The following is a 26556-nucleotide window of genomic DNA, read 5'->3' on the forward strand; positions in this document are numbered from 1 at the left end:
ATCGGAACCCATGAACATCAAACTTCTTCTTACGCCGCTGGCCTGTCTCCTGCTGATGAGCGTCTCTGAGCATGCCGCCAGCGCTAACGAGTTTAAAAACATCATTAATCGCACCGGTGCACCGGACTACATGCATGACTACGATCACGACGACCACCAGCGCTTTAATCCCTTTTTCGACCTCGGCTCATGGCACGGGCATCTGTTGCCGGATGGCCCGGATACCATGGGCGGTTTTCCGGGCGTGGCGCTGCTGACGGAAGAGTACATCAATTTTATGGCGACAAACTTCGATCGTCTGACGGTGTACCAGCAGGGTAAAAAGGTCAATTTCACCCTTGAGGCTTACAGCATTCCTGGCGCGCTGGTGCAGAAATTGTCGTCGAAAAATGTGCAGATAGAAATGACGCTACGCTTCGCCAGTCCGCGCACCTCGCTGCTGGAAACCAAAATCATCAGCAACTCGCCGCTGGATCTGGTGTGGGATGGCGAGCTTCTGGAAAAAGTGGAGGCAAAAGACGGGAAGCCGACATCAACCAAAACCGTCGATGAAGAGTATCCTGATTATCAGCGCAAAATCACCGCCACCCACGACGGTCTGAAAGTCACGTTCGGCAAAGTGCGTTCAACCTGGGATTTGCTCACCTCCGGCGAATCAGAATATCAGGTGCATAAGTCGCTGCCGATGAAAACAGCCGTCGACGGTCTTCGCTTCATCAGCAAAGCGCATATCAACAGCTCTACCACGTTCTACACCACCTATTCACACTTATTGACCGCGCGGGAAGTCAGCAAAGAGCAGCCGCAGATCCGCGATATTTTGGCACGTCCTTCTTCCTACATGCTCACTTCGCAGCAGCGCTGGGACGACTATCTCAAGAAAGGCTTAAATAACCCGGATGCCACGCCAGAACAAACCCGAGTGGCGGTGAAGGCGATCGAGACGCTGAATGGTAACTGGCGCTCGCCGGGCGGCGCGGTAAAACACAATACTGTGACGCCGTCCGTTACCGCTCGCTGGTTCTCCGGCAACCAGACCTGGCCGTGGGACACCTGGAAACAAGCCTTCGCCATGGCGCACTTTAACCCGGAGATCGCTAAAGAGAACATTCGTGCCGTCTTTTCATGGCAGATAAAACCCGGCGATCCCGTTCGCGCGCAGGACGCCGGATTCATTCCCGACCTGATTGCCTGGAACCTCAGCCCCGAGCGCGGCGGCGACGGCGGCAACTGGAACGAACGCAACACCAAGCCAAGCCTGGCGGCCTGGTCGGTGATGGAGGTCTACAACGTCACCAAGGACAAGGCCTGGCTCGAAGAGATGTATCCGAAGCTGGTTGCATATCACGACTGGTGGCTACGAAACCGCGATCATAACGGCAACGGCGTACCTGAATATGGCGCAACGCGCGATAAAGCTCACAATACCGACAGCGGTGAAATGCTGTTCACGGTGAAAAAAGGCGACAAAGAAGAGACCCTCTCCGGGCTGAAAAACTACGCCAATATCATCAGTAAAGGCCAGTATGACAGCCTCGAGATCCCAGCACAGGTTGCCGCCTCCTGGGAATCCGGGCGTGACGATGCGGCAGTCTTCGGTTTTATCGACAAAGAGCAACTGGATAAATACGTCGCTAAGGGTGGGAAACGCAGCGACTGGGTGGTGAAATTTGCCGATAATCGCAGTAACGACGGGAGGTTACTGGGTTACTCGCTGCTGCAGGAATCGGTCGATCAGGCCAGCTACATGTATAGCGATAATCACTATCTGGCAGAAATGGCGACAATTCTCGGCAAAGCCGACGATGCCAAACGCTACCAGGCGCTGGCGAAAAAACTCGCCGATTACATCAATACCTGTATGTTCGACCCGGTAACACACTTCTATTACGACATTCGTATTGAAGATAAACCGCTGGCTAATGGCTGTGCGGGCCAACCAATCGTCGAACGCGGCAAAGGGCCGGAAGGCTGGTCGCCGCTGTTTAACGGGGCGGCAACGCAGCCCCATGCGGACGCGGTGGTTAAGGTGATGCTCGATCCCAAAGAGTTCAACACCTTTGTCCCGCTTGGTACGGCAGCGCTGACCAACCCGGCCTTCGGTGCAGACATTTACTGGCGTGGGCGTGTGTGGGTGGATCAGTTCTGGTTCGGGCTAAAAGGGATGGAGCATTATGGCTATCGCGATGAAGCGTTAAAACTGGCAGATACCTTCTTCAGCCACGCCAAAGGCCTTACCGCAGACGGTCCGATTCAGGAGAACTATAACCCGCTAACCGGTGCGCAACAGGGCGCGCCGAACTTCTCCTGGAGCGCAGCGCATCTTTATATGCTGTATAACGATTTTCTAAAACAGCAGTAACGTCAATTGGCTCTCCTGTAAAGGAGAGCCTCTTTTTTGAATCCCATCACAATCACGGCATTCCCCTTTTCCCTTTTACGCCACGACGGCTAAATTAGAACTCATCCGACCACATAACAATAATTTTACATACTGGACACCTTTATGAGCTATCCGTCGCTGTTCGCCCCGCTCGATTTAGGCTTCACTACGCTTAAAAACCGCGTGCTGATGGGGTCAATGCATACCGGGTTGGAAGAGTACCCTGATGGCGCTGAACGGCTGGCCGCGTTCTACGCCGAACGTGCCCGTCACGGGGTCGCGTTAATTGTGAGCGGAGGTATTGCGCCTGCGCTTTCCGGCGTGGGGATGGAAGGCGGCGCGATGTTGAACGACAGCAGCCAGCTCGCACACCATCGCGTCATTACCGATGCCGTGCATGACGAAGGTGGCAAAATCGCCCTGCAAATCCTGCATACCGGGCGTTACAGCTATCAGCCGCATCTGGTGGCGCCTTCCGCTATTCAGGCGCCAATCAACCGTTTTACGCCACATGAACTGACGCATGATGAAGTGCTGCAACTGATTGAAGATTTTGCCCATTGCGCCCAACTGGCGCGGGAAGCAGGCTACGATGGCGTTGAAGTGATGGGATCCGAAGGGTATCTCATCAACGAATTCCTGACTCTGCGCACCAATCAGCGCAATGATCAATGGGGCGGCGAGTATGCCAACCGCATGCGTTTTGCCGTTGAGGTGGTACGGGCAGTACGCCAGCGTGCGGGCCATGACTTCATAATCATCTTCCGTCTGTCGATGCTTGATCTGGTGGAAAACGGTGGAACCTTCGACGAAACCGTCCAGCTGGCACAAGCGATAGAAGCCGCAGGCGCCACCATTATTAACACCGGTATTGGCTGGCATGAGGCGCGTATTCCCACTATTGCGACCCCGGTACCGCGCGGCGCGTTTAGTTGGGTGACGCGTAAGCTGAAAGGCCATGTGACAATCCCACTGGTCACCACCAACCGTATTAACGATCCCCAGGTCGCCGATGACATTCTGGCCCGTGGCGATGCCGATATGGTGTCGATGGCCCGTCCGTTCCTCGCCGATGCCGAACTGCTGTCAAAAGCGCAAACCGGGCGAGCGGATGAGATCAACACCTGTATCGGCTGTAACCAGGCCTGCCTGGATCAGATCTTCGTCGGCAAAGTTACCTCTTGCCTGGTGAATCCTCGCGCCTGCCATGAAACCAAAATGCCGATCGTTGCGGCCACTCAGCCGAAAAATCTGGCGGTGGTTGGCGCGGGCCCTGCGGGCCTCGCCTTCGCCATTAATGCCGCTGCGCGCGGGCATCACGTGACGCTGTTTGACGCGCATGGTGAGATTGGCGGGCAGTTTAATATCGCCAAACAGATCCCCGGCAAAGAAGAATTCTATGAAACCCTGCGCTACTACCGCCGGATGATCGACGTGACTGGCGTGACACTGAAGCTGAATCATTTTGTCAGCGCACGCGATCTGCACATCTTCGACGAAGTGATCCTTGCCAGCGGGATCGAGCCTCGCATGCCACCGATCGAGGGGATCGACCACCCTAAAGTACTGAGCTATCTTGACGTCCTGCGCGATAAAACGCCGGTGGGCAAACGCGTGGCGATCGTTGGCTGCGGCGGGATAGGATTCGATACTGCCATGTACCTGAGCCAATCAGGCGATCCCACCAGCCAGAACATTGCGGAGTTCTGCGTGGAATGGGGAATCGACACCAGCCTGCAACAGCCTGGCGGCTTACGCCCGGAAGGTCCGCATTTATCCCGCAGCCCACGCCAGATAGTGATGCTGCAACGCAAAGCCAGCAAACCGGGGCAAGGTTTAGGTAAAACGACAGGCTGGATCCATCGCGCCACCTTACTCTCACGCGGTGTGAAAATGATCCCGGCGGTCAGTTATCAGAAAATTGATGATGATGGCTTACACGTTGTGCTGAACGGCGAACCGGTGATCTTTAACGTGGATCACGTGGTGATTTGCGCCGGACAAGAGCCGCGCCGTGAGCTGGTCGATCCGCTCCACGCAGCGGGTAAAACGGTGCATCTGATCGGCGGCTGCGACGTGGCGATGGAACTGGATGCCCGACGCGCTATTGCGCAAGGGACGAGGCTGGCGCTGGAGATTTAACAAATTGTATCCCGGTGGCCGGATAAGGCGTTAGCCGCTATCCGGCACAAGGGCTTAACGACGACGACCGGTTTTGACCGCTTTCAGCACCACGAATTTATTATTGGTGGCGATGGTCACGCAGTTGCCAAAAATCTTCTTCAGCTTGTGGAAGTAGTCGAGATGACGGTTAGCCACAATGTACAGCTCGCCGTTGATTTTCAGACAGCGGCGGGCGTGGTGGAACATCTCCCAGGCGATGTTATCGGTCAGCGCGTGCTTCTGGTGGAACGGCGGATTACACAATACGGCGTTAAAGCGGAACGGTTCGACACCAGACAGCGCGTTGTTGATCATAAACTCACAGCGATCCATCGCTTCCGGCATGTTACTTTCCACGTTCAAACGGCTAGAAGCCACCGCCATGGGCGATTCATCAACAAATACCACGCTGGCTTCTGGGTTCTTCGCCAGCAGTGTCATACCGATGACGCCGTTACCACAGCCGAGGTCAACAATCTCCCCTTCGAGGTTTTCCGGCAAATGCTCGATAAAAAAGCGCGCGCCGATATCCAGTCCGGTACGGGAGAAAACATTGGCGTGGTTATGGATAGTCCAGTCAGTGCCTTCCAGCTTCCAGCTCAGCGTTTGCGAGGCAGTGGCCAGCTCAGGTTTGCTGAATGTGCAGTTGATCAGACGGGCTTTTTTCCACGCCAGCGTCGTGGTGGTTGGCCCTAACACTTTTTCGAACAGCTCCAGCGTCGAGGTATGCACATCGCGCGCCTTCGCGCCCGCGATGATGCGCGTTTGCGGCGTCACCACTTCACGCAGCGCGCGCAGCTGCTGTTCGAGCAGCGCCATAGTTTTTGGCAGCTTAATCAGCACCACGCCCGGTGCCTGCGGATATTCAGCGGTACTGTCGAGGAATTTGACGCTCGACTCGGCAATATCGTTGTGACGCAGGTTCTCGCGGGTGGCAAGCTCACTTAAGTAGGAATCGCCGATGCTGTACGGCGTATGTTCCGCCAGCGCACAGCCCAGCGCACCAAAGGTATCATTCAGGATCAGCACCGGGCCGCTAATCTCGGTATCGTCCAGCTGTTGCAGCAGATATTCATCTGCTGCTTCCCACGCCAGCAGCGGGTTAACGTCATCCGTTTCCGGGAAACGTTTAAGTGACAGCGAACGGAAACCGTTGTCTATGTGGCTCATCGGCCCTCCTGAATGGTAAAATTTCGGCGTATCCCTGAAAAGGGTGCGTGAGTATACAACATTTTGAATACACAAAATCATTCAAGTTGCGTCAAGGCGGCAAGTGAGTGAATCCCCAGGAGCGTACATAAGTACGTGACTGAGGTGCGCGAACGCAGAGGCAGCTTGAAGGATGAAGTGGATGGGACATGAATGAACCAACTAACTTACCTCCAGGGCTACCCGGAACATTTGCTTTCTCAGGTGAGAACGCTGATTGCTGAACAGCGTCTGGGCGCAGTGCTGGAGAAGCGCTATCCGGGTACGCATGATTTCGCGACCGACAAAGCGCTCTGGCAATATACTCAGGATCTGAAAAATCAGTTTCTGCGTAACGCCCCACCACTGAATAAAGTCATGTATGACAGTAAGATCCACGTTCTGAAAAATGCGCTGGGCCTGCATACCGCCGTCTCTCGTGTGCAGGGTGGTAAGCTAAAGGCTAAAGCAGAAATCCGCGTCGCCACCGTGTTTCGCAATGCCCCTGAACCCTTTTTACGCATGATCGTCGTGCATGAGCTGGCGCATCTGAAAGAAAAAGAGCACGACAAAGCGTTTTACCAGCTGTGCTGCCATATGGAGCCTCAGTATCATCAACTGGAGTTCGATACCCGCCTGTGGTTAACGCAACATTCGTTAAAGCAAACTGCGCCGTAGCGCACTGGCTTTGTCTTCAGGGCATGCTAAATTGACGAAAGAATCCCTTTCCACAGCCTGAAGGCCTTTATGATACGTTTCGCAGTAATTGGCACAAACTGGATCACCCGCCAGTTTGTCGATGCCGCCCATGAAACCGGCAAATATAAGTTAACCGCAGTCTATTCCCGTAGCCTTGAGCAGGCGCAGACCTTCGCCAACGATTACCCCGTTGAGCATCTGTTTACCTCACTGGAAGCGATGGCGCAAAGCGAGGCGATTGACGCCGTCTACATCGCCAGTCCAAACTCTCTGCATTTCCCGCAGACAGAGCTGTTTTTGCGGCACAAAAAGCATGTTATTTGCGAAAAACCGCTGGCCTCAAACCTGGCACAAGCCGAAGCCGCTATCGCCTGCGCGCGCGAAAACCAGGTGGTACTGTTTGAAGCATTTAAGACCGCCAGCCTGCCTAACTTCCTGTTATTGCAGCAATCGCTCCCCAAAGTTGGAAGAATCAGAAAAGCATTTATCAATTACTGCCAGTACTCCTCACGTTACCAGCGCTATCTGGACGGTGAAAATCCAAATACGTTTAATCCAGCGTTCTCAAATGGCTCGATTATGGATATTGGTTTTTACTGCCTGGCCTCAGCGGTTGCGCTATGGGGTGAGCCGCAGAGCGTTCAGGCCAGCGCCAGCCTGCTGGAGAGCGGCGTGGACGCCCACGGCGTGGTGGTGCTGAATTACGGTGACTTTAGCGTCACGCTTCAGCACTCAAAAGTCAGCGACTCGGTATTAGCCAGTGAAATTCAGGGCGAGTCAGGATCGCTGGTGATCGAGCACATCTCCGAATGTCAAAAAGTGTGCTTCGTTCCGCGCGGGGGGAAAACACAGGATCTGACGACGCCTCAGCACATCAATACTATGCTGTATGAGGCAGAGGCGTTTGCTCATTTGGTTGAATCCGGCGAAGTGGATCACCCGGCACTGGCCGTCAGCCGTATCACCGCTAAACTGCAAACGGAGATTCGCCGCCAGACCGGCGTGGTTTTCCCGGCAGACGAAACGGTAACCTCGCTGACTGCGTAAAAGTGTGTAAATGGAATGTTGCAGGCCATTGACTGAAAGCATGGCCTGTAATATTTTGTAACCCGCAAAGGGGAGTAACTTCGTTGTCGGTTGATCGTCATTACGATGTGTGAAAAACCACATCCGGTCACCGGGCGATAACAAAGGAATACGCCATCGTATTCCTTTGTTGTTGTAAGTGAGACCTTGCCGAATGGCAAGGTCTATGCATAAAAAGCAGCGGCTAACGTCATTCGGCGTTGGCCGTTTTTTTTATGCATGGGGAAATACAATGAATACTGTTGGCACACCGTTGTTATGGGGTGGCTTCGCTGTCGTGGTGGTAATTATGCTGGCCATCGACCTGCTGTTGCAGGGGCGTCGTGGTGCGCATACGATGTCGATGAAGCAGGCTGCGGCCTGGTCCATCGTCTGGGTAACGTTGTCGTTACTGTTTAACGCCGCCTTCTGGTGGTATCTGGCGCAAACCCAGGGCCGAGCCGTTGCTGACCCGCAGGCACTGGCGTTCCTTACCGGCTATTTAATTGAAAAATCGCTGGCTGTAGATAACGTCTTCGTCTGGTTGATGCTGTTCAGTTACTTCTCCGTACCACCTGCATTGCAGCGTCGGGTGCTGGTGTATGGTGTGCTGGGAGCCATTGTTCTGCGTACGATCATGATCTTCGCTGGCACCTGGCTTATCACCCAGTTTGAATGGCTGCTGTACGTGTTCGGCGCGTTCCTGCTGTTTACCGGGGTGAAAATGGCGCTGGCAAAAGAGGATGAATCAGGCATTGGCGACAAACCGCTGGTACGCTGGCTACGTAGCCATTTGCGCATGACCGATACCATCGAAAACGAGCACTTCTTCGTGCGTAAGAACGGGCTGCTGTTTGTCACGCCGCTGATGCTGGTATTGATTCTGGTTGAGTTGAGCGACGTGATTTTTGCCGTCGACAGTATTCCGGCAATCTTCGCCGTCACTACCGACCCGTTCATCGTGTTGACCTCGAACCTGTTTGCTATTTTGGGTCTGCGCGCGATGTACTTCCTGCTGGCGGGCGTGGCGGAGCGTTTCTCCATGCTGAAGTACGGTCTGGCGGTCATTCTGGTGTTTATCGGTATTAAGATGCTGATCGTCGATTTCTACCATATCCCGATCGCTATCTCGCTAGGCGTGGTATTTGGCATCCTGTTTGTGACATTGATTGTCAACGCGTGGGTCAACCACCAGCACGATAAAAAGCAGCAAATACAGTAACTTTATCTGCTAGCTGAAAAGCCCGACGGCACACTGCGTGCGTTGGGCTTTTTGTTTATCATGTCAAAACAATGTTAACTCAAAGTTATAAAATATGATCTCAACGTGGAATCCAGCATATTTCTCTTCCCGAAGCTTTATCTTTCCTTATACTCAACCAGGCAAACACTTTGTTACATCCAGAAAGATGCGTCCTGAGAACGCACGATGGATGAGCAACAACACAATGAAAGGATCACGACATGACTACGCAACGTTCATCGGGGCTACTCTCGCGTTTGGCGCAAGGGAGCCTGGTTAAACAAATTTTGATCGGCTTGGTACTGGGGATTTTACTTGCACTGGTGTCAAAACCTGCGGCAGAAGCCGTTGGTCTGCTGGGTACGCTATTCGTCGGCGCATTAAAAGCCGTCGCGCCAATTCTGGTTCTGATGCTGGTAATGGCCTCTATCGCCAACCACCAGCACGGGCAAAAAACCAACATCCGCCCGATTCTGTTCCTCTACCTGCTCGGAACGTTTTCAGCCGCGTTAGCGGCCGTCGTCTTCAGCTTCGCCTTCCCGTCTACACTGCATCTTTCCAGCAGCGCCAGCGATATCGTGCCGCCATCCGGTATTGTTGAAGTGATGCGTGGACTGCTGATGAGCATGGTTTCCAACCCAATTGATGCCCTGCTTAACGCCAACTATATCGGTATTCTGGTATGGGCCGTTGGTCTGGGCTTTGCGCTGCGCCATGGTAATGAAACGACCAAAAACCTGGTCAATGATATGTCCAACGCCGTCACCTTTATGGTGAAGCTGGTGATCCGTTTTGCCCCGATCGGTATCTTCGGCCTGGTCTCTTCTACCCTGGCAACCACCGGTTTTGCCACGCTGTGGGGCTATGCTCATCTGCTGACCGTGCTGGTAGGCTGTATGCTGCTAGTGGCGCTGGTGGTCAACCCGCTGCTGGTATTCTGGAAAATTCGTCGTAACCCATATCCGCTGGTGCTGGCCTGTCTGCGCGAAAGCGGCGTATACGCTTTCTTTACCCGCAGCTCTGCCGCCAACATTCCGGTGAATATGGCACTGTGTGAGAAGCTGAATCTGGACCGTGATACCTACTCGGTGTCTATCCCGCTTGGCGCCACCATCAATATGGCGGGCGCGGCGATCACCATTACCGTACTGACGCTGGCGGCGGTGAATACGCTGGGTATTCCGGTCGATTTACCGACGGCGCTGTTACTGAGCGTGGTGGCGTCGCTGTGCGCCTGTGGCGCATCGGGCGTGGCAGGTGGCTCCCTGCTGCTGATCCCGCTGGCATGCAATATGTTTGGTATCCCAAATGACATCGCCATGCAGGTGGTAGCCGTTGGCTTCATCATCGGCGTACTGCAGGATTCCTGTGAAACGGCGCTGAACTCTTCTACTGACGTTCTGTTTACCGCGGCAGCCTGCCAGGCTGAAGACGAACGTCTGGCAAATAACGCTCTGCGCGGCTAATCCCTGCGCCCCTCCGTTATCGGGCGGAGGGGCTCTTTTCTTGTACGCTTTTTTCAATTTTGAACGGATCAATTCCGCGTTTTTGCATCCGCCGGAAGCGAATAATGTTCAGGCCATTCATCACCAGAAAGCTGCCTTCGATCATCGTCCCGCCAATCGATCCCAACCAGAAATTATGAATAACCCAGCAGGCGGTTGCGCACCACATCACGCAGCGCACGGTTAACCCCTGGCAGCGAAACAGCGCCCAGGTGCTGGCCAGCGTGCCGATTATCGGCAACAGCTCCATCGCATGCTGTAACTTTGCCAGCCCGAGAACCAGGGTGAGAAGAATAAAAACGGCCATTACCCACAGTTTGCGGGTATGCATTGAGACGAGCGTGCGGATGGTGTTGAGCTCGGCGCTCATTCCCGCAGGCCAGGCGCCCATCAAAAAAAAATGCACGCCAATGGTGGCGCTGTAAACGGCCAGTTGCAGCCGGAACCGGCGCTCATCACGATTGAAAAAGGTGGTAATGCCGATCAGAAAGGCGATGACACCTACGCCCTGGGCCAGCCAATACGCGGTCATGAATGATCCTTATCAGGTAATGCAAAAACAAACGGCGTTCCAAATGATGAAACGCCGTTTTTTAAATCCACTCCATTTCGATTACCCAATCGATTTCGTGCCACAGCAAGGCGGCAAGTTCGCTCATCCCCGGGAGCTTACTGAAGTAAGTGACCGGGGTGAATGAACGCAGTCAACGCAGCTGCCGCGCGAAAGATGAAGGGTAATTACAACGTTACGCCGCTTTTAAATATTGCCAGTTCCCGGAAATCGTTGCGCTCATTGCAGGTCTGCTTGCCGTTGGCGAACTCAACGATGGTATCAACAAACTCACTCAGCAGTTGCGGCATCGCTTTACCGTGGATCAGCTGTCCGGCGTCAAAATCGATCCAGTGTTTTTTCTTCGCCGCCAGCTCGCTATTGGTGGCGATTTTCACTGTCGGCACAAAACCACCGTACGGTGTTCCACGTCCGGTACTAAATAGCACCATGTGGCAGCCCGCGCCCGCCAGCGCGCTGGTGGCGACCGCGTCGTTACCCGGCGCGCTCAGCAGGTTCAGGCCGTGCGTCTTCAGGCGTTCGCCGTAGCGCAGAACGTCAACCACTTTGCTGGACCCCGCTTTCTGGGTGCAGCCGAGCGATTTATCTTCCAGGGTGGTAATACCGCCCGCTTTGTTACCCGGCGATGGGTTCTCGTAGATCGGCTGGTCATGGGCAATGAAGTACTGCTTGAAGTCATTGACCATCGTAACCAGCTTGCCAAAAGTTTCTTCGTCACGACAGTGGTCCATCAACAACTGCTCGGCGCCGAACATTTCCGGCACTTCGGTCAGCACCGTGGTGCCGCCGTTCGCAATCACGTAGTCAGAGAAACGCCCCAGCATCGGGTTGGCGGTAATACCGGACAAGCCGTCAGAGCCGCCGCATTCCAGACCAAACTTCAGCTCGCCCAGTTTACCCGGCTCACGCTTATCATTACGCATCGCGTTGTATAACTGATGGAGATGTTCAATCCCCGCTTCCACTTCGTCTTCCTGATGCTGGCAGACCATAAAGTGAACGCGCTCAGGATCGAACTCACCTAAAGTTTCGCGGAAGGCATCCACCTGGTTGTTTTCACAGCCCAGACCAACGACCAACACCGCCCCCGCATTCGGATGGCGCACCATGTTTTGCAGCATGGTGCGGGTGTTAATGTGGTCGTCACCCAGCTGTGAACAGCCGTAGGTGTGGCTGAAGAGATGCACGCCGTCGATACCTTCGGCGTCGTTGGTCTCTTTCAAAAAGCGGTTCTGCATCTGACGCGCCATCGCGTTAACGCAGCCTACCGTTGGCAGGATCCACAGTTCGTTACGCACCCCAACGTCACCGTTCGCGCGGCGATAAATCTGCACATCGCGATCGGCAGGCTGCGCGACTTCGGCCTGGAAATCCGGTTGGTAGCGATACGTGTCCAGGTCGCTCAGATTGGTGCGGGTGTTATGGGCATGTATATGCTCACCCACCGCAACGTCCACCAGCGTGTGGCCGATTGGCAAACCGTATTTGATGACGTTTTCGCCCTTCGCAATATCGCGTAAAGCGAATTTATGACCACGAGAGACTGCCTGACGCAGGATTACCGCCTGACCGTCGACGATGACTTCGGTTCCTTCAGCCAAATCAGCAAGCGCAACTGCGACGTTATCCAGCGCATGGATCTTGATGTATTGCATACCGTCACCCAGACCTTAGTTCAGTTCAATGGCGAAGTAATCACGCGCATTGTTGAAGCAAATATTTCTCACCATTTCACCCAGCAGCTGGATGTCGGCAGGAGCTTCACCTGCGGCAACCCAACGACCAATCATCTGACACAGGATGCGACGGAAGTATTCATGGCGGGTGTAAGACAGGAAGCTACGGCTATCAGTCAGCATGCCGACGAAACGGCTCAGCAGGCCGAGCTGCGCCAGCTGCGTCATCTGACGTTCCATCCCGTCTTTCTGGTCGTTGAACCACCAGCCGGAACCGAACTGCATTTTCCCCGGCATGCCTTCGCCCTGGAAGTTACCGATCATCGTCCCCAGCACTTCGTTATCACGCGGGTTCAGGCAGTACAGAATGGTTTTCGGCAGCAGGTTTTGTTCATTCTGCTTGCTCAGCAGTTTGGACAGTTCTTCCGCCATCGGACGGTCATTGATGGAGTCAAAGCCAACATCCGCGCCCAGCAGCTTGAACTGGCGCAGGTTGTTATTACGCAGCGCACCGATGTGGTACTGCTGCACCCATTCGCGACGCGCGTATTCTGCGCCGAGGAACACCAGAACGGCGGTTTTGAACTGCGCCACTTCATGCTCGCTCAGGGTTTCACCTGCCAGGCGACGGGCCAGAATGCTGTCCAGCTCCGCTTCGTTAGATTCGGCAAACAGCACCACGTCCAGCGCATGGTCAGAGACTTTGCAGCCGTGCGCCGCGAAGTGATCCAGACGTTTGGTCAGTGCAACCTGCAGGTCGCTGAAGCGACGGATATCGGTATCTGACACTTCACCGAGTTTCGCCATATAGTCATTAAAGGTCGCCAGCTCAATGTTAAAGGCTTTATCCGGACGCCAGCTCGGCAACACTTTCACATCAAAGCTTCCGTCTTTAGCAACGGCCGCATGGTGCTCCAGAGAGTCAATCGGGTCATCGGTGGTACCGACCATTTTCACATTCATCTGCTGCATGATGCCGCGCGCGGAGAATTTATCCTGCGCCAGCAGTTCGTTGCACTGGTTCCAGATTTCGTCAGCCGTTGCCGGAGACAGCAACTTACCTGTAATACCAAACGGGCGACGTAATTCGAGATGGGTCCAGTGGTACAGCGGGTTACCGATAGTGTGCGGAACTGTGGCGGCCCACGCGTCAAATTTTTCACGATCGGACGCATCGCCAGTACAGAGGCGTTCAGCAACGCCGTTGGTACGCATCGCACGCCACTTATAGTGGTCGCCCTTCAGCCAGATGTCATACAGGTTATTGAAACGGTAGTTTTCCGCGATTTGTTGCGGTGGTAAATGGCAGTGGTAATCGAAGATCGGCTGGTCTTTAGCGTAATCATGATACAGACGGCGGGCAAATTCGGTATCCAGCAGGAAATCTTCAGTCATAAACGGGGTCATTATCGTCTTCCTCTCAGCGAGTGCGTCAGATTGCTTATGTTGCGATGCTGACAAAGTTATCACACCAATTTCCATGCACTGAAGATATTTTCGTGAGCTAGATCAACAAACGATGACAAAAAAATTACTCTCAAAGAGGTAAATCACACGTTAAACCGCGCCAGTACTGGCTTTGCTGAATCGAAATAATGACCACACGAAGATTCACACTTTTGTGATGGCACTCACCTTTTAAAGCTGTATGACAAGTTATCTTTTGGCCGTCGCGATACATAAGCCGACGGAATGCAAATTACCGATGTATCACCATCGGATTGACCGGTACGGAAACCGAATTAGCACAAATATTGACATGGCAATGTTCGGGGAGTACCGGCTTTTTTTTTCGGTTACCCCCTCGTAAAAAACATCCTCCGCTCTGGACTGGAAGATGACCGCTCGTTCGCGGACATAACAAAACGATGAGGTTTTACATGCGTAAAATTAAAGGGTTACGTTGGTATATGATTGCACTGGTGACGCTTGGCACCGTGCTGGGTTACCTGACGCGTAACACTGTGGCGGCAGCTGCGCCAACTCTGATGGAAGAGTTACACATCTCCACTCAACAGTATTCCTATATCATCGCAGCCTATTCTGCTGCATACACCGTAATGCAACCCGTTGCCGGTTACGTACTCGATGTGCTCGGCACAAAAGTAGGTTACGCGATGTTCGCCGTTCTTTGGGCTGTTTTCTGTGGTGCGACCGCGCTGGCTGGAAGTTGGGGCGGGTTGGCACTGGCGCGAGGTGCTGTAGGTGCTGCCGAAGCCGCGATGATCCCTGCGGGCCTGAAAGCCAGTTCTGAATGGTTCCCGGCAAAAGAACGTTCAATTGCCGTAGGTTACTTTAACGTTGGTTCTTCTATCGGCGCGATGATCGCTCCACCGCTGGTCGTCTGGGCTATCGTCATGCACAGCTGGCAGATGGCATTTATTATTTCAGGTGCCCTGAGCTTCATCTGGGCCATGTGCTGGTTGGTATTTTACAAACACCCACGCGACCAGAAAAAACTGTCTGATGAAGAACGTGATTACATTCTGAATGGTCAGGAATCTCAGCATAAAAACAGCACCGCGAAGAAAATGTCGCTCGGTCAGATCCTGCGTAACCGCCAGTTCTGGGGAATTGCGCTGCCGCGTTTCCTGGCAGAACCGGCGTGGGGAACGTTCAACGCCTGGATTCCGCTGTTCATGTTCAAAGTTTACGGCTTTAACCTGAAAGAGATTGCGATGTTTGCCTGGATGCCTATGCTGTTTGCTGACCTGGGCTGTATCGTTGGGGGTTACTTACCGCCGCTGTTCCAGCGCTGGTTCGGTGTTAACCTGATCGTTTCGCGTAAAATGGTCGTGACGATGGGCGCATTACTGATGATTGGCCCGGGGATGATTGGTCTGTTCACCAGCCCATACATTGCTATTGCCCTGCTGTGCGTCGGTGGTTTTGCTCACCAGGCGCTGTCCGGTGCGCTGATTACACTCTCTTCTGACGTGTTTGGCCGTAATGAAGTGGCAACTGCGAACGGCCTGACCGGTATGTCCGCCTGGCTCGCAAGTACGCTGTTTGCGCTGGTCGTCGGTGCACTGGCTGACACCATCGGCTTTAGCCCGCTGTTTGCCGTACTGGCGGTATTCGACCTGCTCGGCGCGTTAGTCATCTGGACGGTATTGCAGAACAAATCGGCCAGCGAGGTAGAGTCAGCGTCGCAAACTGGCGATCCCGCCGCGCAAAGTTAACCAGACAAGATTTAATAAGGTTATGTAATGCTAAGCCGCCAGTTATCTGGCGGCTTTTTTAACAGCGCGAGTGGAGCCGTAATCGCAAAAGTGGTATAACAAATAGAGTCTGCCGTATCATGCCTGGAGCGCATATGGAAATCACTGAACCACGACGTTTGTACCAACAACTTGCCGCTGATCTGAAAGAACGCATTGAGCAGGGCGTCTATCTGGTGGGTGAAAAGCTCCCCGCCGAGCGCTTTATCGCCGATGAAAAAAATGTCAGCCGTACCGTGGTTCGTGAAGCGATTATCATGCTCGAAGTTGAGGGCTATGTAGAAGTGCGCAAAGGTTCCGGCATTCATGTCATTTCAAATCAGGCGCGTCACCAGCAGGCCACCGACGAATCACTTGAATTCGCCAATTATGGTCCTTTCGAGCTGCTTCAGGCTCGTCAGTTGATTGAAAGCAATATCGCTGAATTTGCTGCTACACAGGTTACCAAGCAAGACATCATGAAACTGATGGACATTCAGGAACATGCGCGGAATGAAAAATGCTTTCGCGATTCCGAGTGGGATCTGCAGTTTCATATTCAGGTCGCGCTAGCCACGCAGAACTCTGCGCTGGCCGCCATCGTAGAAAAAATGTGGACCCAGCGTAGCCACAACCCGTACTGGAAAAAACTGCACGAGCATATCGACGCACGTACCGTCGATAACTGGTGCGATGATCATGACCAAATTCTCAAAGCGCTGATCCGTAAAGATCCGAACGCGGCAAAACTGGCCATGTGGCAACACCTGGAGAATACCAAAATCATGTTGTTCAACGAGACCAGCGATGACTTTGAGTTCAACGCTGACCGTTATCTTTTTGCGGAAAATCCTGTCGTTCACCTTGATACTGCAGTTAACAGCGCTAAATAAGCAATCTTTTCGATCCAGGCGCAACAAAGCGCCTGTTTCTCATGCTTGGTAAGCATTAGGTATAAAGTGTCAGCCTGTGTAAATCCTCTCGCCTCCCTCCATTGCGATAAGCAAAATCACAGTTCAACAACCGTAATTTCTATAACGGACAACGTTGACCTTTGTTACAATTAGTTGTTATTTGAATTTTTGTGTTTGAGAGCTTGCTTACTTCACAACTTTACAGGGAATAGTTCAGGCCGTGAATTTGTGTCAGACCGCGATCCATGTAAAAAACACCAATAAAATTGCGGCGTTACAAACTCCAGAAAACCGGCATGACGACAACCGATTCTCCAGGAATATTGAATGGAACTACTGACTCAATTACTGAATGCTTTATGGGCTCAGGATTTTGAAACGCTGGCCAATCCTTCCATGATTGGCTTGCTCTATTTCGTGCTATTTACCATTTTGTTTCTGGAAAACGGACTGCTGCCAGCGGCCTTTTTACCTGGCGACAGTCTACTGGTGCTGGTCGGCGTACTTATCGCCAAAGGCGCGATGGGTTTCCCGCAAACGATATTGCTACTTACCACCGCGGCCAGCCTGGGTTGTTGGCTCAGCTATATTCAGGGGCGATGGCTGGGGAATACCCGCACCGTACAAAACTGGCTATCTCATCTGCCTGCGCATTACCATCAGCGCGCGCATCATCTGTTCCATAAGCATGGCTTGTCTGCGCTGCTGGTCGGTCGCTTCATTGCGTTTGTCAGAACATTACTACCGACCATCGCAGGATTGTCCGGCCTGAACAATGCGCGCTTTCAGTTCTTTAACTGGATGAGCGGACTGCTTTGGGTTCTGATTCTTACAACGCTTGGCTATTTGCTGGGCAAAACACCGGTATTTCTCAAGTATGAAGATCAGCTGATGTCTTGCCTGATGCTGCTTCCCGTTGTGCTACTGGTGTTTGGTCTGGCAGGTTCACTGGTTGTTCTTTGGAAGAAGAAATACGGGAACCGAGGGTAAATTATGCTGAAATCACGCATAACGCTCCGACGACTTGCCTGGTCCACCACCTTTATGCTGTTTATCGGCGCGCTGCTCCTGACCTTGTCGGTCATCCGCCAGCAGGAGTCAACGCTTGCCATTCGTGCTGTAAACCAGGGAGCCAGCATGCCTGATGGCTTCTCTATCTGGCATCACCTGGACGCCAACGGCATTCGCTTTAAAAGTATAACTCCGCAAAATGACGCGCTGCTGATCACCTTTGATTCCAGCGCGCAGAGCGCAGCAGCAAAAGTCGTGCTGGACCGAACGTTACCGCACGGTTTCGTTATTGCTCAGCAGGATGATGATAATCAGGCGGTGCAGTGGTTATCTCGCTTACGTGATACCCCACACCGCTTTGGTTAATCTCCAGGAATCTGAATTAGATCACTCACTTTGGTGATTTCATCGTTTAGCGCCTATGATTAATAAACTGGGTTAATGACTCAACGCTTTATTATTCTGGAGCACCGACCATAAGCCACAAGGTCGAATCACAATGGAAGGTTCAAGAATGAAATACCGCATCGCTTTAGCAATTAGCCTTTTCGCTCTCAGTGCCGGCAGTTACGCATCCACCCTCTGTCAGGAAAAAGAACAGGATATCCAGCGGGAGATTAGCTATGCCGAAAAGCACAATAATCAGAGCCGCATCAATGGGCTGAACAAAGCGCTGAGCGAAGTTAGGGCCAACTGTACTGACAGTAAACTGCGCGCCGACCATCAGAAAAAAATCGCAGAACAGAAAAATGAGATAACCGAGCGTCAACGTGATTTGGCCGAGGCGAAGCAAAAAGGCGATGCGGATAAAATCGCAAAGCGCGAGCATAAGCTTGCTGAAGCTCAGAAAGAGCTGAAAGAACTCGAGACCCGCGATTACTAAGTACGGTAACTAGCCACTCAACTGGAGAAAACTATGTCGAAAGATAATGCTACGGAAAACCTGCGCGCTGAGCTGAAATCTCTTGCGGATACGCTTGAAGAAGTACTTAGCTCCTCTGGCGATAAGTCGAAGGAAGAGATAAGTAAAATTCGCAGCAAAGCCGAACACGCGCTGCGCGAGAGTCGCCATCGCCTGAGCGAAACCAGCGATGTGATTGCCAAACAGACCCGTGAGGCTGCGGCAAAAGCCGATAACTATGTGCGCGAAAACCCATGGACAGGCGTCGGCATTGGCGCTGCAGTCGGTGTGGTCCTTGGTGTACTGCTGTCGCGCCGCTAACAATGGCAGACTCTCAACACGCACAAGGTCCAGGCAAAGGCGTACTGGGTATTGGACAGCGGATCCTGACGATTCTCGTTGAGATCGTAGAGACGCGGCTGCGGCTGGCCGTCGTTGAGCTGGAAGAGGAAAAAGCCAATCTCATCCAGATCCTGCTGATGCTTGGGCTGACCATGCTGTTCGCGGCGTTTGGCCTGATGAGTCTGATGGTGCTTATCATCTGGGCCATCGATCCTCAATATCGCCTGAACGCCATGATTGCCACTACCGTTGTGCTGTTGCTTTTAGCGTTTATCGGCGGGCTATGGACGTTGCGAAAAGCGCGTAAAACAACGCTGCTACGCCATACGCGTAATGAACTCGCTAACGACAGGAAGGCCCTGGAGGATGAGGCATAATGAGCAGTAAAGTCGAACGTCTACAACGTAAGGCGCAACTGCTTGGACAGATCCAGCAGCAACGGCTGGATCTGTCTGCCGCTCGTCGCGACTGGCTGGAGGCAACCGAAGTCTACGATCGCGGCTGGAAAACGCTGTTGAACCTGCGCGGATGGGTGATAGTCGGGAGCAGTATTATGGCGGTTCGCACCATCCGTAATCCTAACCTGCTGGTACGCTGGGCTAAACGCGGCTTTAGCGTCTGGAGCATCTGGCGTCTGGTGAAATCGACCATCAGACAGCAGCAGTTGCGCGGCTGACCCTCTCTTCTCCCACCTAACCTCAAATTTTTTGAAGATTTCTGACAGTTTTCCTTGCTAACAATTGTCATTAGCCGCGTTTATGATTCTCTCCATCGACAGCAACGACGCACTCTGCGGCGTCGTTGCACAAAAAAACACAATAAGCCGCCTGAGTGGTTTCCTGGAGAGTATGATGAAGAAATTAGAAGATGTTGGTGTACTGGTAGCGCGCATTCTGATGCCTATCCTGTTTATTACCGCAGGTTGGGGAAAAATCACCGGATATGCGGGTACCCAACAGTACATGGAAGCCATGGGCGTCCCAGGATTTATGCTGCCGCTGGTTATTCTGCTTGAGTTTGGCGGCGGTCTGGCAATTCTGTTCGGTTTCCTGACTCGTACTACCGCGCTGTTCACCGCAGGCTTCACGCTGCTAACGGCGTTCCTTTTCCACAGCAACTTTGCTGAAGGTATGAACTCTCTGATGTTTATGAAAAACCTGACCATCGCAGGCGGCTTCCTGCTGCTGGCTATCACCGGTCCGGGCGCATTCAGTATTGACCGTGTACTGAATAAAAAGTGGTAAGCGAGCTATACTGAACACATCAAAAAGCGAGGAGATATCTCCTCGCTTTTGCTATCTGAGGAGACGAAAATCATGGGACAACTGATTGACGGCGTCTGGCACGACACCTGGTATGACACCAAATCAACTGGGGGGAAATTTCAACGCTCTGCATCGGCTTTCCGTAACTGGCTCACCGCGGATGGCGCTCCGGGTCCAACCGGTGAAGGTGGCTTCGCCGCCGAAAAAGACCGCTATCATCTGTACGTTTCTTTGGCCTGCCCGTGGGCGCATCGCACGCTGATTTTGCGTAAACTTAAAGGGCTGGAACCGTTTATTTCCGTTTCCGTTGTGCATCCGTTAATGCTGGAAAACGGCTGGACCTTTGACGACAACTTCCCGGCGGCAACTGGCGATACCCTGTATCAGCACGAATTTCTTTATCAGCTGTATTTACACGCCGATCCACACTACAGCGGTCGGGTGACCGTTCCGGTATTGTGGGACAAAAAGAACCACACCATTGTCAGTAACGAATCCGCAGAAATCATCCGCATGTTTAACACTGCGTTTGATGCGCAGGGTGCGAAAGCCGGGGATTACTATCCACCAACTCTGCAAAGTAAAATCGACGAGCTGAACGGCTGGATCTATGACAACGTCAATAACGGTGTATATAAAGCCGGATTTGCCACCAGCCAGGAAGCCTACGACGATGCCGTGGAAAAAGTCTTTCAATCGCTTGCACGACTGGAGCAGATCCTGGGTCAGCATCGCTACCTGACCGGCGACCAGTTAACTGAGGCCGATATTCGCCTGTGGACCACGCTGGTACGCTTTGATCCGGTCTATGTGACCCACTTCAAGTGCGACAAACACCGTATCAGTGACTACCTGAATCTGTACGGTTTTCTGCGCGATATCTACCAGATGCCGGGTATTGCAGATACCGTCAACTTTGACCACATCCGTCATCACTACTTCCGTAGCCACAAAACAATCAACCCGACCGGTATTATTTCAATCGGCCCGTGGCAGGACCTCGACGAACCTCATGGGCGTGACGAGCGTTTCGCCTGATTTACACTGGCCTCCGTTTGGGGCCAAATAATTAATACTACAAACATTTACCAGCATTCCATTCGCAGCTATTCTTAATTTGATTGCTTTAAAAACAAGTAATTGAACGCAGAACGAGGCAAAAATGGATTGGTATTTAAACGTATTAAAGAACTACTTTGGGTTTGGTGGCCGCGCGCGTCGTAAAGAATACTGGATGTTTGTGCTGGTCAACATCATCTTCACGTTCGTGCTGGGCATTCTGGACAGAATGCTTGGCTGGGAACGCGCCGGAGGAGAAGGCATATTAACAACGATTTATGGGGTTCTGGTCTTTATTCCGTGGTGGGCGGTACAGTTCCGGCGTTTACATGACACCGATCGTTCAGCCTGGTGGCTACTGGTGCTATTGATCCCGATCGTCGGCTGGTTGGTCATCATTATTTTCAACTGTCAAAACGGCACTCCGGGGAGCAACCGCTTCGGCGCTGACCCCAAACAGCTGTCCTGAATTCAAATACGCCCCTTCCGTTGAAGGGGTGTATTTCTTATTTACCCGCGAATAGTTTCGGGATTTCCCGCAGACACCAGGATTTCGCCTCGCCCATGCTGTCCCGGCGCCAGGCCATAATAATATCAATTTCACTTGTCGATTCCGGGCTTACTACCCGCAGCCGACCTGCCGCAATGTCCTCTTCTACCAGCGGATACGGCATTGTCGCCACGCCAAGGCCGGCCAATAACGCCTGGCGTTTATCTTCTATCGTACTCACCGTCAGACGCGGCTGTTTATCCAGCAATTGGACCGTGAGTACCGGACGTTCACGGGCGGTGTCCGCCACCGCGATCCCGCGGTACTTCACACGGGTGACTTCCGATAACGGTTCCGGCTCCTGATGGATGGGATGATCCGGAGCCGCCACATAGACGTTCATCAGCGAGTATAGCTTGCGCGAATTGATTTCTGAGGATGAGCGAAAATGCATATCCGGCGCAATCACGATATCCGCCCGTCCCTGCTCCAAACGCTCCCATGCTCCGGCCAAGACTTCGGTAATAACGGAAAGCTGGGTATTGGCCTTCCCGGCAAGTCGGTCAATCAGCGGGAAAAACGCCGCTGTCGGCACCAGCGCTTCGGTAACGATGGTCAGATGCGTTTCCCAACCGCGAGCCAGTGCTTCGGCATCGGTGGTCAGTTTATCCGCGGCTTCCAGCAGTACGCGTCCACGCTCCAGCAGCATACGCCCGACGTTAGTGAACTTTGTGCGATGGCCTGAACGGTCAAACAGCACCACGTCCAGCTCTTCCTCCAGTTTCTGCATGGTATAGCTGAGCGCGGAAGGCACGCGCCCTAGTTCGTCTGCCGCTGCGGCAAAGCTGCCGCGCCTGTCTATTGCGTCCATGACGCGTAACGCTTCAAGCGTTAAAGCCCTTTCTTTGGCCATCTCGTTCTCATTCAGGAAATTTGAACATACCGGGCAGAATATCTGGCTAACAATGCAGCGTCTAGCCATTTAACATAAAAGGAAGTAAAGAGAGGTCAAGAACTATGATTACTACCCGTACAGCCAAACAATGCGGGCAAGCAGACTACGGCTGGCTGCAGGCTCGTTATACCTTCTCCTTTGGACACTATTTTGATCCTAAACTGCTGGGTTATGCCTCGCTGCGTGTTCTGAACCAGGAAGTTCTGGCACCGGGGGCCTCTTTCCAGCCACGTACCTATCCGAAGGTGGATATCGTCAATCTGATTCTCGAAGGGGAAGCGGAGTATCGCGATAGCGAAGGCAACCATATCCAGGCCAAAGCGGGAGAGGTTTTACTTCTCGCGACACAGCCGGGGATCAGCTACAGCGAACACAATATCAGCAAGGATAAATCGTTAACCCGAATGCAGCTGTGGCTGGACGCCTGCCCGCAGCGCGAAAATGCCTGCGTACAGAAAGCCACGCTGAGTGCCGGTAAGCATCAATTGCTGGCCTCGCCGGACGGTGAACAAGGCAGCCTGCACCTGCGCCAACAGGTATGGGTACACCACGTTGAACTGCAACAAGGTGAATCGCTGAGTTTTCAGTTACATGGGCCACGGGCTTACTTACAGTCGATCCACGGCAGATTCCATGCGGTGACCGCTGGCGCAGAAAAGGAAGCACTTACCTGCGGCGATGGCGCATTTATTCGTGACGAAACTAACATAACGTTAGTCGCCGATACCTCGCTGCGCGCTTTGCTGATAGATTTGCCCGTATAGTCAGAGAAAACAACGGAGTACGACTGTTGAGTAAGAAAACATCAAAAAAACGCCAGCCGCAGGTTGCGCCGGAAAAACGAGAAACAGTTCCCTTCGGCTATGAAGAAATGCTGACAGAGCTGGAAGCAATTGTGGCCGATGCTGAGCTACGGCTGGAAGACGAAGAAGCCGCCTGAAAAGGCGGCTTTGACTTATGCCGGATGACGACTCCACGTTACCCGGCCTGGAGATTAATGTGCCTTACTGGCCATGATCTCAATGATCTGTTTGTCGGTTTCCTGCATCGAACGACATGCCAGCGCACACAAGTTAGTGATAGATTGCTCGACGTTATGCGCCACAATCCCCTCGTTGCCGGTTACTGCAGTATCATCCAACGCCATCAGCACCGCTTTCCACGCCGCAGATGCGCTGGTTGAAACTTTCATCGCGCAGCTGTTTGAAGCGCCATCGCAAATCATGCCGCTCACGTCACCAATCATGCTGCTGATCGCCATCGCGATGGTGTTGTAGCGGCCATCCACGATCCATGCCATCCCTGCCGCAGCGCCCATCGCCGCCGTGGTTGCCGCGCACAGCGCAGACAAACGCGGAAGCTGATGATGGATGTAAATAGCGCTCAGGTGAGACAGCATCAGCGCACGCGCCAGTTTCTCCTCATCCGCGCCAAAGTGTTCAGCTACCACCATCACCGGGACGGTGGCGGTAATCCCCTGATTACCGGAACCGGAGTTGCTCATGGCTGGCAGCGTCGCCCCGCCCATTCGCGCATCCGATGCCGCACTGGTGCGGATCAGAATAGAGGTAGAAAGATCGTTCGCCAACAGGCCACGCGCGCACTGCTTCTCAAGTGTGGTTCCGATGTGCAAGCCCCAGTTACCACGCAGCCCTTCCTGAGACAGCGCACCGTTCAGCTTTGCCGCATCAAGAATAAAGCGGATCGACTCAAACGGTACCGCGTTCACGAACGCCAGAATCTCTTCCAGCGAGGTGTGAGACAGTACCGCCAGCGGCGACTCCAGCTCCTCTTCCTGCGCGTTCTGTTCTGTGGTGAACACCACGCCTTTATTGGTCTCGATATGCACAATGTTGGTATGCCCACCAACAATCGTCACGCACGCCCATCCTTCAGCGCTGTAAACCTTCGCGCGGGAAAAGAGGATATCCTCGCAAGGCTCCTGCAGCATCACCGCAACCTTGCCAGCGCTCAACATCGCTTTCGCATCAGCGATCGCTTGTGGCGACGCATCTTTCAGTACCTCTAAACCGGCACGGGCATTTCCCCCCAGCGCACCCAGCGCCGCCGCGACAGGTAACCCGACCATTCCGGTACCCGGCACGGTAACGCCCATGCCGTTTTTCATCAGGTTCGGTGAGACCCACGCATCAATACGTTCAACCGCACCGTCCAGCTCAGAGGATGCGACCGCTGCCGCCAGCGCCAGAGAGATAGGTTCCGTACAACCCAGCGCAGGCTTAACCTCCTCCTGCACCGCGCGGATAAAACTATCCCATAATGGATTCAATGTAGTCTCAAACATAACAACAACCTTTGCTCAGATAACTCAGGAAAATGCCAGGAACGGAGAAACGCACAGCAGCAGGCCCGTGATAATAATCAGATACAGGGAAGCGCCTTTGTATTTGTGCAGTGAAGGAACTTTGTAGACCAGCCAGGCCGGGATCAGACAACCCACCATGCCGAAGATAGGACTACAAATAGAGGTGAAGCTCAGCACCGGCGCATTGAGCACAATTGCGCTCCAGGCCAGCAGGATGGCGAAAACCATAATGCCGCGCTGAACCAGGGTTTCGTTGATTTTCTCGGCTGGCATTTTGCGGCGCAGCACGTTCATTACGATCCCCTGAGTCGCTTCACGGAAACCTAAGTAGACGCCGAAGAAAGCGGTCATAACGGCAAAGATGTTCAGAACAACGCTGACGATTTTCACCCAACCAGCACCCGCACCGCTGATAAACTGCGCGGCAATCGCCAGAGCGGAAATATTCTGCTCATAAGCTTTAACCGCTTCGTCATGACCCATCGCCAACGTGAAGGAAACGGCGTAGAAAAAGACGGTAACAAACAGAATGCCGAACGCGATATTCATCGCTCGCAGGGCTTTATGGCGCGCCACTTCAATGGATTTGTTGCGAGAACGATACGAGATAACCATCGGGCTTAATGTCTGAATAAACAGAATTGAGGTCAGCGTAAATGGCAACGTGATGATCGCGTTTTTGATCAGCAGCGCCATCGGCGGCAGTGAACCTACGTTATACAAATGCCACATCCCAACCATCGATACGCCAAGCGCTGCCACTACCAGCAGTTTGGTCAGCACCATGCCGGTGGAGATTTTAAACAGCAGTTTTTCCCCGCGTGACGAGATGGCCACCAGAATGCAAATCAACACCAGACCATAGAACGGGCTATCGGACAGTAAACCTTCAGTAACGCCAAAAGTGTGCAGGTAAGAGGCGCTATCGTTGGTGATCGCGGTGGAATAAACAAACATCCAGATAACCAGCATCACAAAATACAACGCACCTAACAGAATGCCCCAGTTTTTACCCAGGTAGCCGCTGATCACACTCGGGTAGTCTTTACATTCCGGGGACTCAGCCAGCGTATTGATAAACAACCGCTGGAACAGATACATGGCTGGATAGCCAATAACAGAGGAGAGCAAAAACACCCACAGCCCCATCAGCCCGACCTGGACAGGAAGAAAAACAATCCCTGCGCCAATCGCCATACCGATACTCATAATGACCCAGCCAGTGTCCGTGCTGTCGAATTTAATGGCTTCACGCCATTCGCTTTCGGTCATTCCCGCCCGACGCGCCGGGGCAGATGCGTCGAGTATTACGCTGTTATTCGTTGCCGTTTCCATAAAAATCTCGCTCAAAATGTAGGGTAAGGTTTTATTATTTTTCCGTTCCGCATCAATGCGATACGCGGTACGAGTCGTGCAGGCGAGTTCGTTAGAATGGAGAAATCATACGCCGAGGGTCAGAGAAAAACTTCACAAACATACCCCTTTATTTCACAATGTTTAATAAAATTTTTCTTATTTATATTTATAAAATGGAACCATTTTCTCTTTTTGAGGCGGATCACAACAAAAAAAAGGGCGCACTCAAGTGCGCCCAAAGGAG

Annotated in this window: 26 protein-coding genes; 19 read left to right on the forward strand and 7 right to left on the reverse strand. The window is 53.0% G+C overall.

The window, feature by feature from the left end; translation table 11 throughout:
* The first annotated feature begins 10 nt into the window (after positions 1–10).
* Both ygjK and On2M_RS21025 read left to right on the forward strand, forming a co-directional pair.
* The gene (ygjK, locus tag On2M_RS21020) at positions 11–2362 is read left to right on the forward strand and encodes an alpha-glucosidase (protein WP_210905422.1); all 2352 of its coding nucleotides are present in this window, start codon (positions 11–13) and stop codon (positions 2360–2362) included.
* A gap of 144 nt (positions 2363–2506) precedes the next feature.
* Complete coding sequence (locus On2M_RS21025) at positions 2507–4525, forward strand: NADPH-dependent 2,4-dienoyl-CoA reductase (RefSeq protein ID WP_151217807.1); 2019 nt, start codon at positions 2507–2509, stop codon at positions 4523–4525.
* A 54-nt stretch (positions 4526–4579) separates the two neighbouring features.
* Here On2M_RS21025 and rlmG read toward each other — a convergent pair whose 3' ends face one another.
* Entirely contained in the window at positions 4580–5716 is a 1137-nt protein-coding gene (gene rlmG / locus On2M_RS21030) for a 23S rRNA (guanine(1835)-N(2))-methyltransferase RlmG (RefSeq protein ID WP_151217808.1), read from the reverse strand.
* A gap of 192 nt (positions 5717–5908) precedes the next feature.
* Between rlmG and On2M_RS21035 the strand changes: the two genes are divergently transcribed.
* From On2M_RS21035 to sstT, 4 genes are all read left to right on the forward strand, one after another.
* Complete coding sequence (locus On2M_RS21035) at positions 5909–6412, forward strand: M48 family metallopeptidase (protein WP_151217809.1); 504 nt, start codon at positions 5909–5911, stop codon at positions 6410–6412.
* A gap of 69 nt (positions 6413–6481) precedes the next feature.
* On the forward strand, positions 6482–7480 hold the full coding sequence (locus tag On2M_RS21040; RefSeq protein WP_151217810.1) for a Gfo/Idh/MocA family oxidoreductase: 999 nt from the start codon (positions 6482–6484) through the stop codon (positions 7478–7480).
* 271 nt (positions 7481–7751) lie between these two features.
* Entirely contained in the window at positions 7752–8720 is a 969-nt protein-coding gene (locus On2M_RS21045; RefSeq protein ID WP_151217811.1) for a TerC family protein, read from the forward strand.
* A 242-nt stretch (positions 8721–8962) separates the two neighbouring features.
* Positions 8963–10207 carry a serine/threonine transporter SstT gene (gene sstT / locus On2M_RS21050; protein ID WP_151217812.1) on the forward strand — a complete coding sequence of 415 codons (1245 nt, stop codon included), beginning with the start codon at positions 8963–8965 and terminating at the stop codon, positions 10205–10207.
* A gap of 16 nt (positions 10208–10223) precedes the next feature.
* On the opposite strand, the gene On2M_RS21055 is transcribed toward sstT, so the two are convergent.
* From On2M_RS21055 to uxaC, 3 genes are all read right to left on the reverse strand, one after another.
* Complete coding sequence (locus On2M_RS21055) at positions 10224–10778, reverse strand: YgjV family protein (protein ID WP_210905423.1); 555 nt, start codon at positions 10776–10778, stop codon at positions 10224–10226.
* A gap of 206 nt (positions 10779–10984) precedes the next feature.
* On the reverse strand, positions 10985–12472 hold the full coding sequence (locus On2M_RS21060; protein WP_187253299.1) for an altronate dehydratase family protein: 1488 nt from the start codon (positions 12470–12472) through the stop codon (positions 10985–10987).
* Between the two features lie 15 nt (positions 12473–12487).
* A complete protein-coding gene (uxaC, locus tag On2M_RS21065) occupies positions 12488–13900 on the reverse strand; it encodes a glucuronate isomerase (RefSeq protein WP_151217814.1) in 1413 nt (470 codons plus the stop codon).
* A gap of 473 nt (positions 13901–14373) precedes the next feature.
* Here uxaC and On2M_RS21070 point away from each other — a divergent pair, with 473 nt between their 5' ends.
* The 11 genes from On2M_RS21070 to On2M_RS21120 all read left to right on the forward strand — a co-directional run bounded on the left by On2M_RS21070 (position 14374) and on the right by On2M_RS21120 (position 21654).
* Positions 14374–15675, forward strand: coding sequence for an MFS transporter (locus tag On2M_RS21070; protein ID WP_151217815.1), 1302 nt, complete (start codon positions 14374–14376; stop codon positions 15673–15675).
* Between the two features lie 134 nt (positions 15676–15809).
* Positions 15810–16586 (forward strand): transcriptional regulator ExuR, encoded by a 777-nt coding sequence (exuR, locus tag On2M_RS21075; protein WP_003024817.1) that lies wholly within the window; start codon positions 15810–15812, stop codon positions 16584–16586.
* Between the two features lie 348 nt (positions 16587–16934).
* Positions 16935–17597 carry a DedA family general envelope maintenance protein YqjA gene (gene yqjA / locus On2M_RS21080; RefSeq protein ID WP_151217816.1) on the forward strand — a complete coding sequence of 221 codons (663 nt, stop codon included), beginning with the start codon at positions 16935–16937 and terminating at the stop codon, positions 17595–17597.
* A gap of 18 nt (positions 17598–17615) precedes the next feature.
* Positions 17616–17984 (forward strand): EnvZ/OmpR regulon moderator MzrA, encoded by a 369-nt coding sequence (gene mzrA / locus On2M_RS21085; RefSeq protein WP_187253354.1) that lies wholly within the window; start codon positions 17616–17618, stop codon positions 17982–17984.
* A 148-nt stretch (positions 17985–18132) separates the two neighbouring features.
* Complete coding sequence (locus On2M_RS21090) at positions 18133–18501, forward strand: DUF1090 domain-containing protein (protein ID WP_187253301.1); 369 nt, start codon at positions 18133–18135, stop codon at positions 18499–18501.
* A 33-nt stretch (positions 18502–18534) separates the two neighbouring features.
* Complete coding sequence (locus tag On2M_RS21095) at positions 18535–18840, forward strand: YqjD family protein (RefSeq protein ID WP_151217818.1); 306 nt, start codon at positions 18535–18537, stop codon at positions 18838–18840.
* A gap of 2 nt (positions 18841–18842) precedes the next feature.
* Complete coding sequence (locus On2M_RS21100) at positions 18843–19238, forward strand: phage holin family protein (RefSeq protein ID WP_151217819.1); 396 nt, start codon at positions 18843–18845, stop codon at positions 19236–19238.
* Positions 19238–19537, forward strand: coding sequence for a YqjK-like family protein (locus tag On2M_RS21105; protein ID WP_151217820.1), 300 nt, complete (start codon positions 19238–19240; stop codon positions 19535–19537). Before On2M_RS21100 ends, On2M_RS21105 begins: the two co-directional genes overlap by 1 nt.
* A 175-nt stretch (positions 19538–19712) precedes the next feature.
* A complete protein-coding gene (locus On2M_RS21110) occupies positions 19713–20105 on the forward strand; it encodes a DoxX family protein (RefSeq protein ID WP_005131473.1) in 393 nt (130 codons plus the stop codon).
* A gap of 72 nt (positions 20106–20177) precedes the next feature.
* Positions 20178–21164 (forward strand): glutathione S-transferase family protein, encoded by a 987-nt coding sequence (gene yqjG, locus On2M_RS21115; protein ID WP_210905424.1) that lies wholly within the window; start codon positions 20178–20180, stop codon positions 21162–21164.
* Positions 21165–21288: 124 nt separating this feature from the next.
* Positions 21289–21654, forward strand: coding sequence for a DUF805 domain-containing protein (locus On2M_RS21120; RefSeq protein WP_003024853.1), 366 nt, complete (start codon positions 21289–21291; stop codon positions 21652–21654).
* A gap of 37 nt (positions 21655–21691) precedes the next feature.
* Here the strand turns inward: On2M_RS21120 and yhaJ are convergent, their stop codons facing one another.
* On the reverse strand, positions 21692–22588 hold the full coding sequence (gene yhaJ, locus On2M_RS21125) for a DNA-binding transcriptional regulator YhaJ (RefSeq protein WP_003024855.1): 897 nt from the start codon (positions 22586–22588) through the stop codon (positions 21692–21694).
* 104 nt (positions 22589–22692) lie between these two features.
* On the opposite strand from yhaJ, the gene On2M_RS21130 reads away from it, so the two are divergent.
* Both On2M_RS21130 and On2M_RS21135 read left to right on the forward strand, forming a co-directional pair.
* Complete coding sequence (locus tag On2M_RS21130; RefSeq protein WP_151224390.1) at positions 22693–23394, forward strand: pirin family protein; 702 nt, start codon at positions 22693–22695, stop codon at positions 23392–23394.
* A 26-nt stretch (positions 23395–23420) separates the two neighbouring features.
* Complete coding sequence (locus On2M_RS21135) at positions 23421–23570, forward strand: hypothetical protein (RefSeq protein ID WP_151217824.1); 150 nt, start codon at positions 23421–23423, stop codon at positions 23568–23570.
* Between the two features lie 54 nt (positions 23571–23624).
* On the opposite strand, the gene On2M_RS21140 is transcribed toward On2M_RS21135, so the two are convergent.
* Entirely contained in the window at positions 23625–24935 is a 1311-nt protein-coding gene (locus On2M_RS21140) for a serine dehydratase subunit alpha family protein (RefSeq protein ID WP_210905425.1), read from the reverse strand.
* Positions 24936–24959: 24 nt separating this feature from the next.
* Positions 24960–26291, reverse strand: coding sequence for an HAAAP family serine/threonine permease (locus tag On2M_RS21145; protein ID WP_210905426.1), 1332 nt, complete (start codon positions 26289–26291; stop codon positions 24960–24962).
* Between the last annotated feature and the right edge of the window lie 265 nt (positions 26292–26556).

It is taken from the genome of Citrobacter sp. On2M, from assembly GCF_018035235.1.
GTDB classification, from domain to species: domain Bacteria; phylum Pseudomonadota; class Gammaproteobacteria; order Enterobacterales; family Enterobacteriaceae; genus Citrobacter; species Citrobacter meridianamericanus.

Excerpts from the sequence above, each read along its gene's own strand:
- ygjK (WP_210905422.1), top strand. The coding sequence starts at position 11 with ATGAACATCAAACTTCTTCTTACGCCGCTGGCCTGTCTCCTGCTGATG.
- On2M_RS21025 (WP_151217807.1), top strand. The coding sequence starts at position 2,507 with ATGAGCTATCCGTCGCTGTTCGCCCCGCTCGATTTAGGCTTCACTACG.
- rlmG (WP_151217808.1), bottom strand. The coding sequence starts at position 5,716 with ATGAGCCACATAGACAACGGTTTCCGTTCGCTGTCACTTAAACGTTTC.
- On2M_RS21035 (WP_151217809.1), top strand. The coding sequence starts at position 5,909 with ATGAACCAACTAACTTACCTCCAGGGCTACCCGGAACATTTGCTTTCT.
- On2M_RS21040 (WP_151217810.1), top strand. The coding sequence starts at position 6,482 with ATGATACGTTTCGCAGTAATTGGCACAAACTGGATCACCCGCCAGTTT.
- On2M_RS21045 (WP_151217811.1), top strand. The coding sequence starts at position 7,752 with ATGAATACTGTTGGCACACCGTTGTTATGGGGTGGCTTCGCTGTCGTG.
- sstT (WP_151217812.1), top strand. The coding sequence starts at position 8,963 with ATGACTACGCAACGTTCATCGGGGCTACTCTCGCGTTTGGCGCAAGGG.
- On2M_RS21055 (WP_210905423.1), bottom strand. The coding sequence starts at position 10,778 with ATGACCGCGTATTGGCTGGCCCAGGGCGTAGGTGTCATCGCCTTTCTG.
- On2M_RS21060 (WP_187253299.1), bottom strand. The coding sequence starts at position 12,472 with ATGCAATACATCAAGATCCATGCGCTGGATAACGTCGCAGTTGCGCTT.
- uxaC (WP_151217814.1), bottom strand. The coding sequence starts at position 13,900 with ATGACCCCGTTTATGACTGAAGATTTCCTGCTGGATACCGAATTTGCC.
- On2M_RS21070 (WP_151217815.1), top strand. The coding sequence starts at position 14,374 with ATGCGTAAAATTAAAGGGTTACGTTGGTATATGATTGCACTGGTGACG.
- exuR (WP_003024817.1), top strand. The coding sequence starts at position 15,810 with ATGGAAATCACTGAACCACGACGTTTGTACCAACAACTTGCCGCTGAT.
- yqjA (WP_151217816.1), top strand. The coding sequence starts at position 16,935 with ATGGAACTACTGACTCAATTACTGAATGCTTTATGGGCTCAGGATTTT.
- On2M_RS21090 (WP_187253301.1), top strand. The coding sequence starts at position 18,133 with ATGAAATACCGCATCGCTTTAGCAATTAGCCTTTTCGCTCTCAGTGCC.
- On2M_RS21095 (WP_151217818.1), top strand. The coding sequence starts at position 18,535 with ATGTCGAAAGATAATGCTACGGAAAACCTGCGCGCTGAGCTGAAATCT.
- On2M_RS21100 (WP_151217819.1), top strand. The coding sequence starts at position 18,843 with ATGGCAGACTCTCAACACGCACAAGGTCCAGGCAAAGGCGTACTGGGT.
- On2M_RS21105 (WP_151217820.1), top strand. The coding sequence starts at position 19,238 with ATGAGCAGTAAAGTCGAACGTCTACAACGTAAGGCGCAACTGCTTGGA.
- On2M_RS21110 (WP_005131473.1), top strand. The coding sequence starts at position 19,713 with ATGAAGAAATTAGAAGATGTTGGTGTACTGGTAGCGCGCATTCTGATG.
- yqjG (WP_210905424.1), top strand. The coding sequence starts at position 20,178 with ATGGGACAACTGATTGACGGCGTCTGGCACGACACCTGGTATGACACC.
- On2M_RS21120 (WP_003024853.1), top strand. The coding sequence starts at position 21,289 with ATGGATTGGTATTTAAACGTATTAAAGAACTACTTTGGGTTTGGTGGC.
- yhaJ (WP_003024855.1), bottom strand. The coding sequence starts at position 22,588 with ATGGCCAAAGAAAGGGCTTTAACGCTTGAAGCGTTACGCGTCATGGAC.
- On2M_RS21130 (WP_151224390.1), top strand. The coding sequence starts at position 22,693 with ATGATTACTACCCGTACAGCCAAACAATGCGGGCAAGCAGACTACGGC.
- On2M_RS21140 (WP_210905425.1), bottom strand. The coding sequence starts at position 24,935 with ATGTTTGAGACTACATTGAATCCATTATGGGATAGTTTTATCCGCGCG.
- On2M_RS21145 (WP_210905426.1), bottom strand. The coding sequence starts at position 26,291 with ATGGAAACGGCAACGAATAACAGCGTAATACTCGACGCATCTGCCCCG.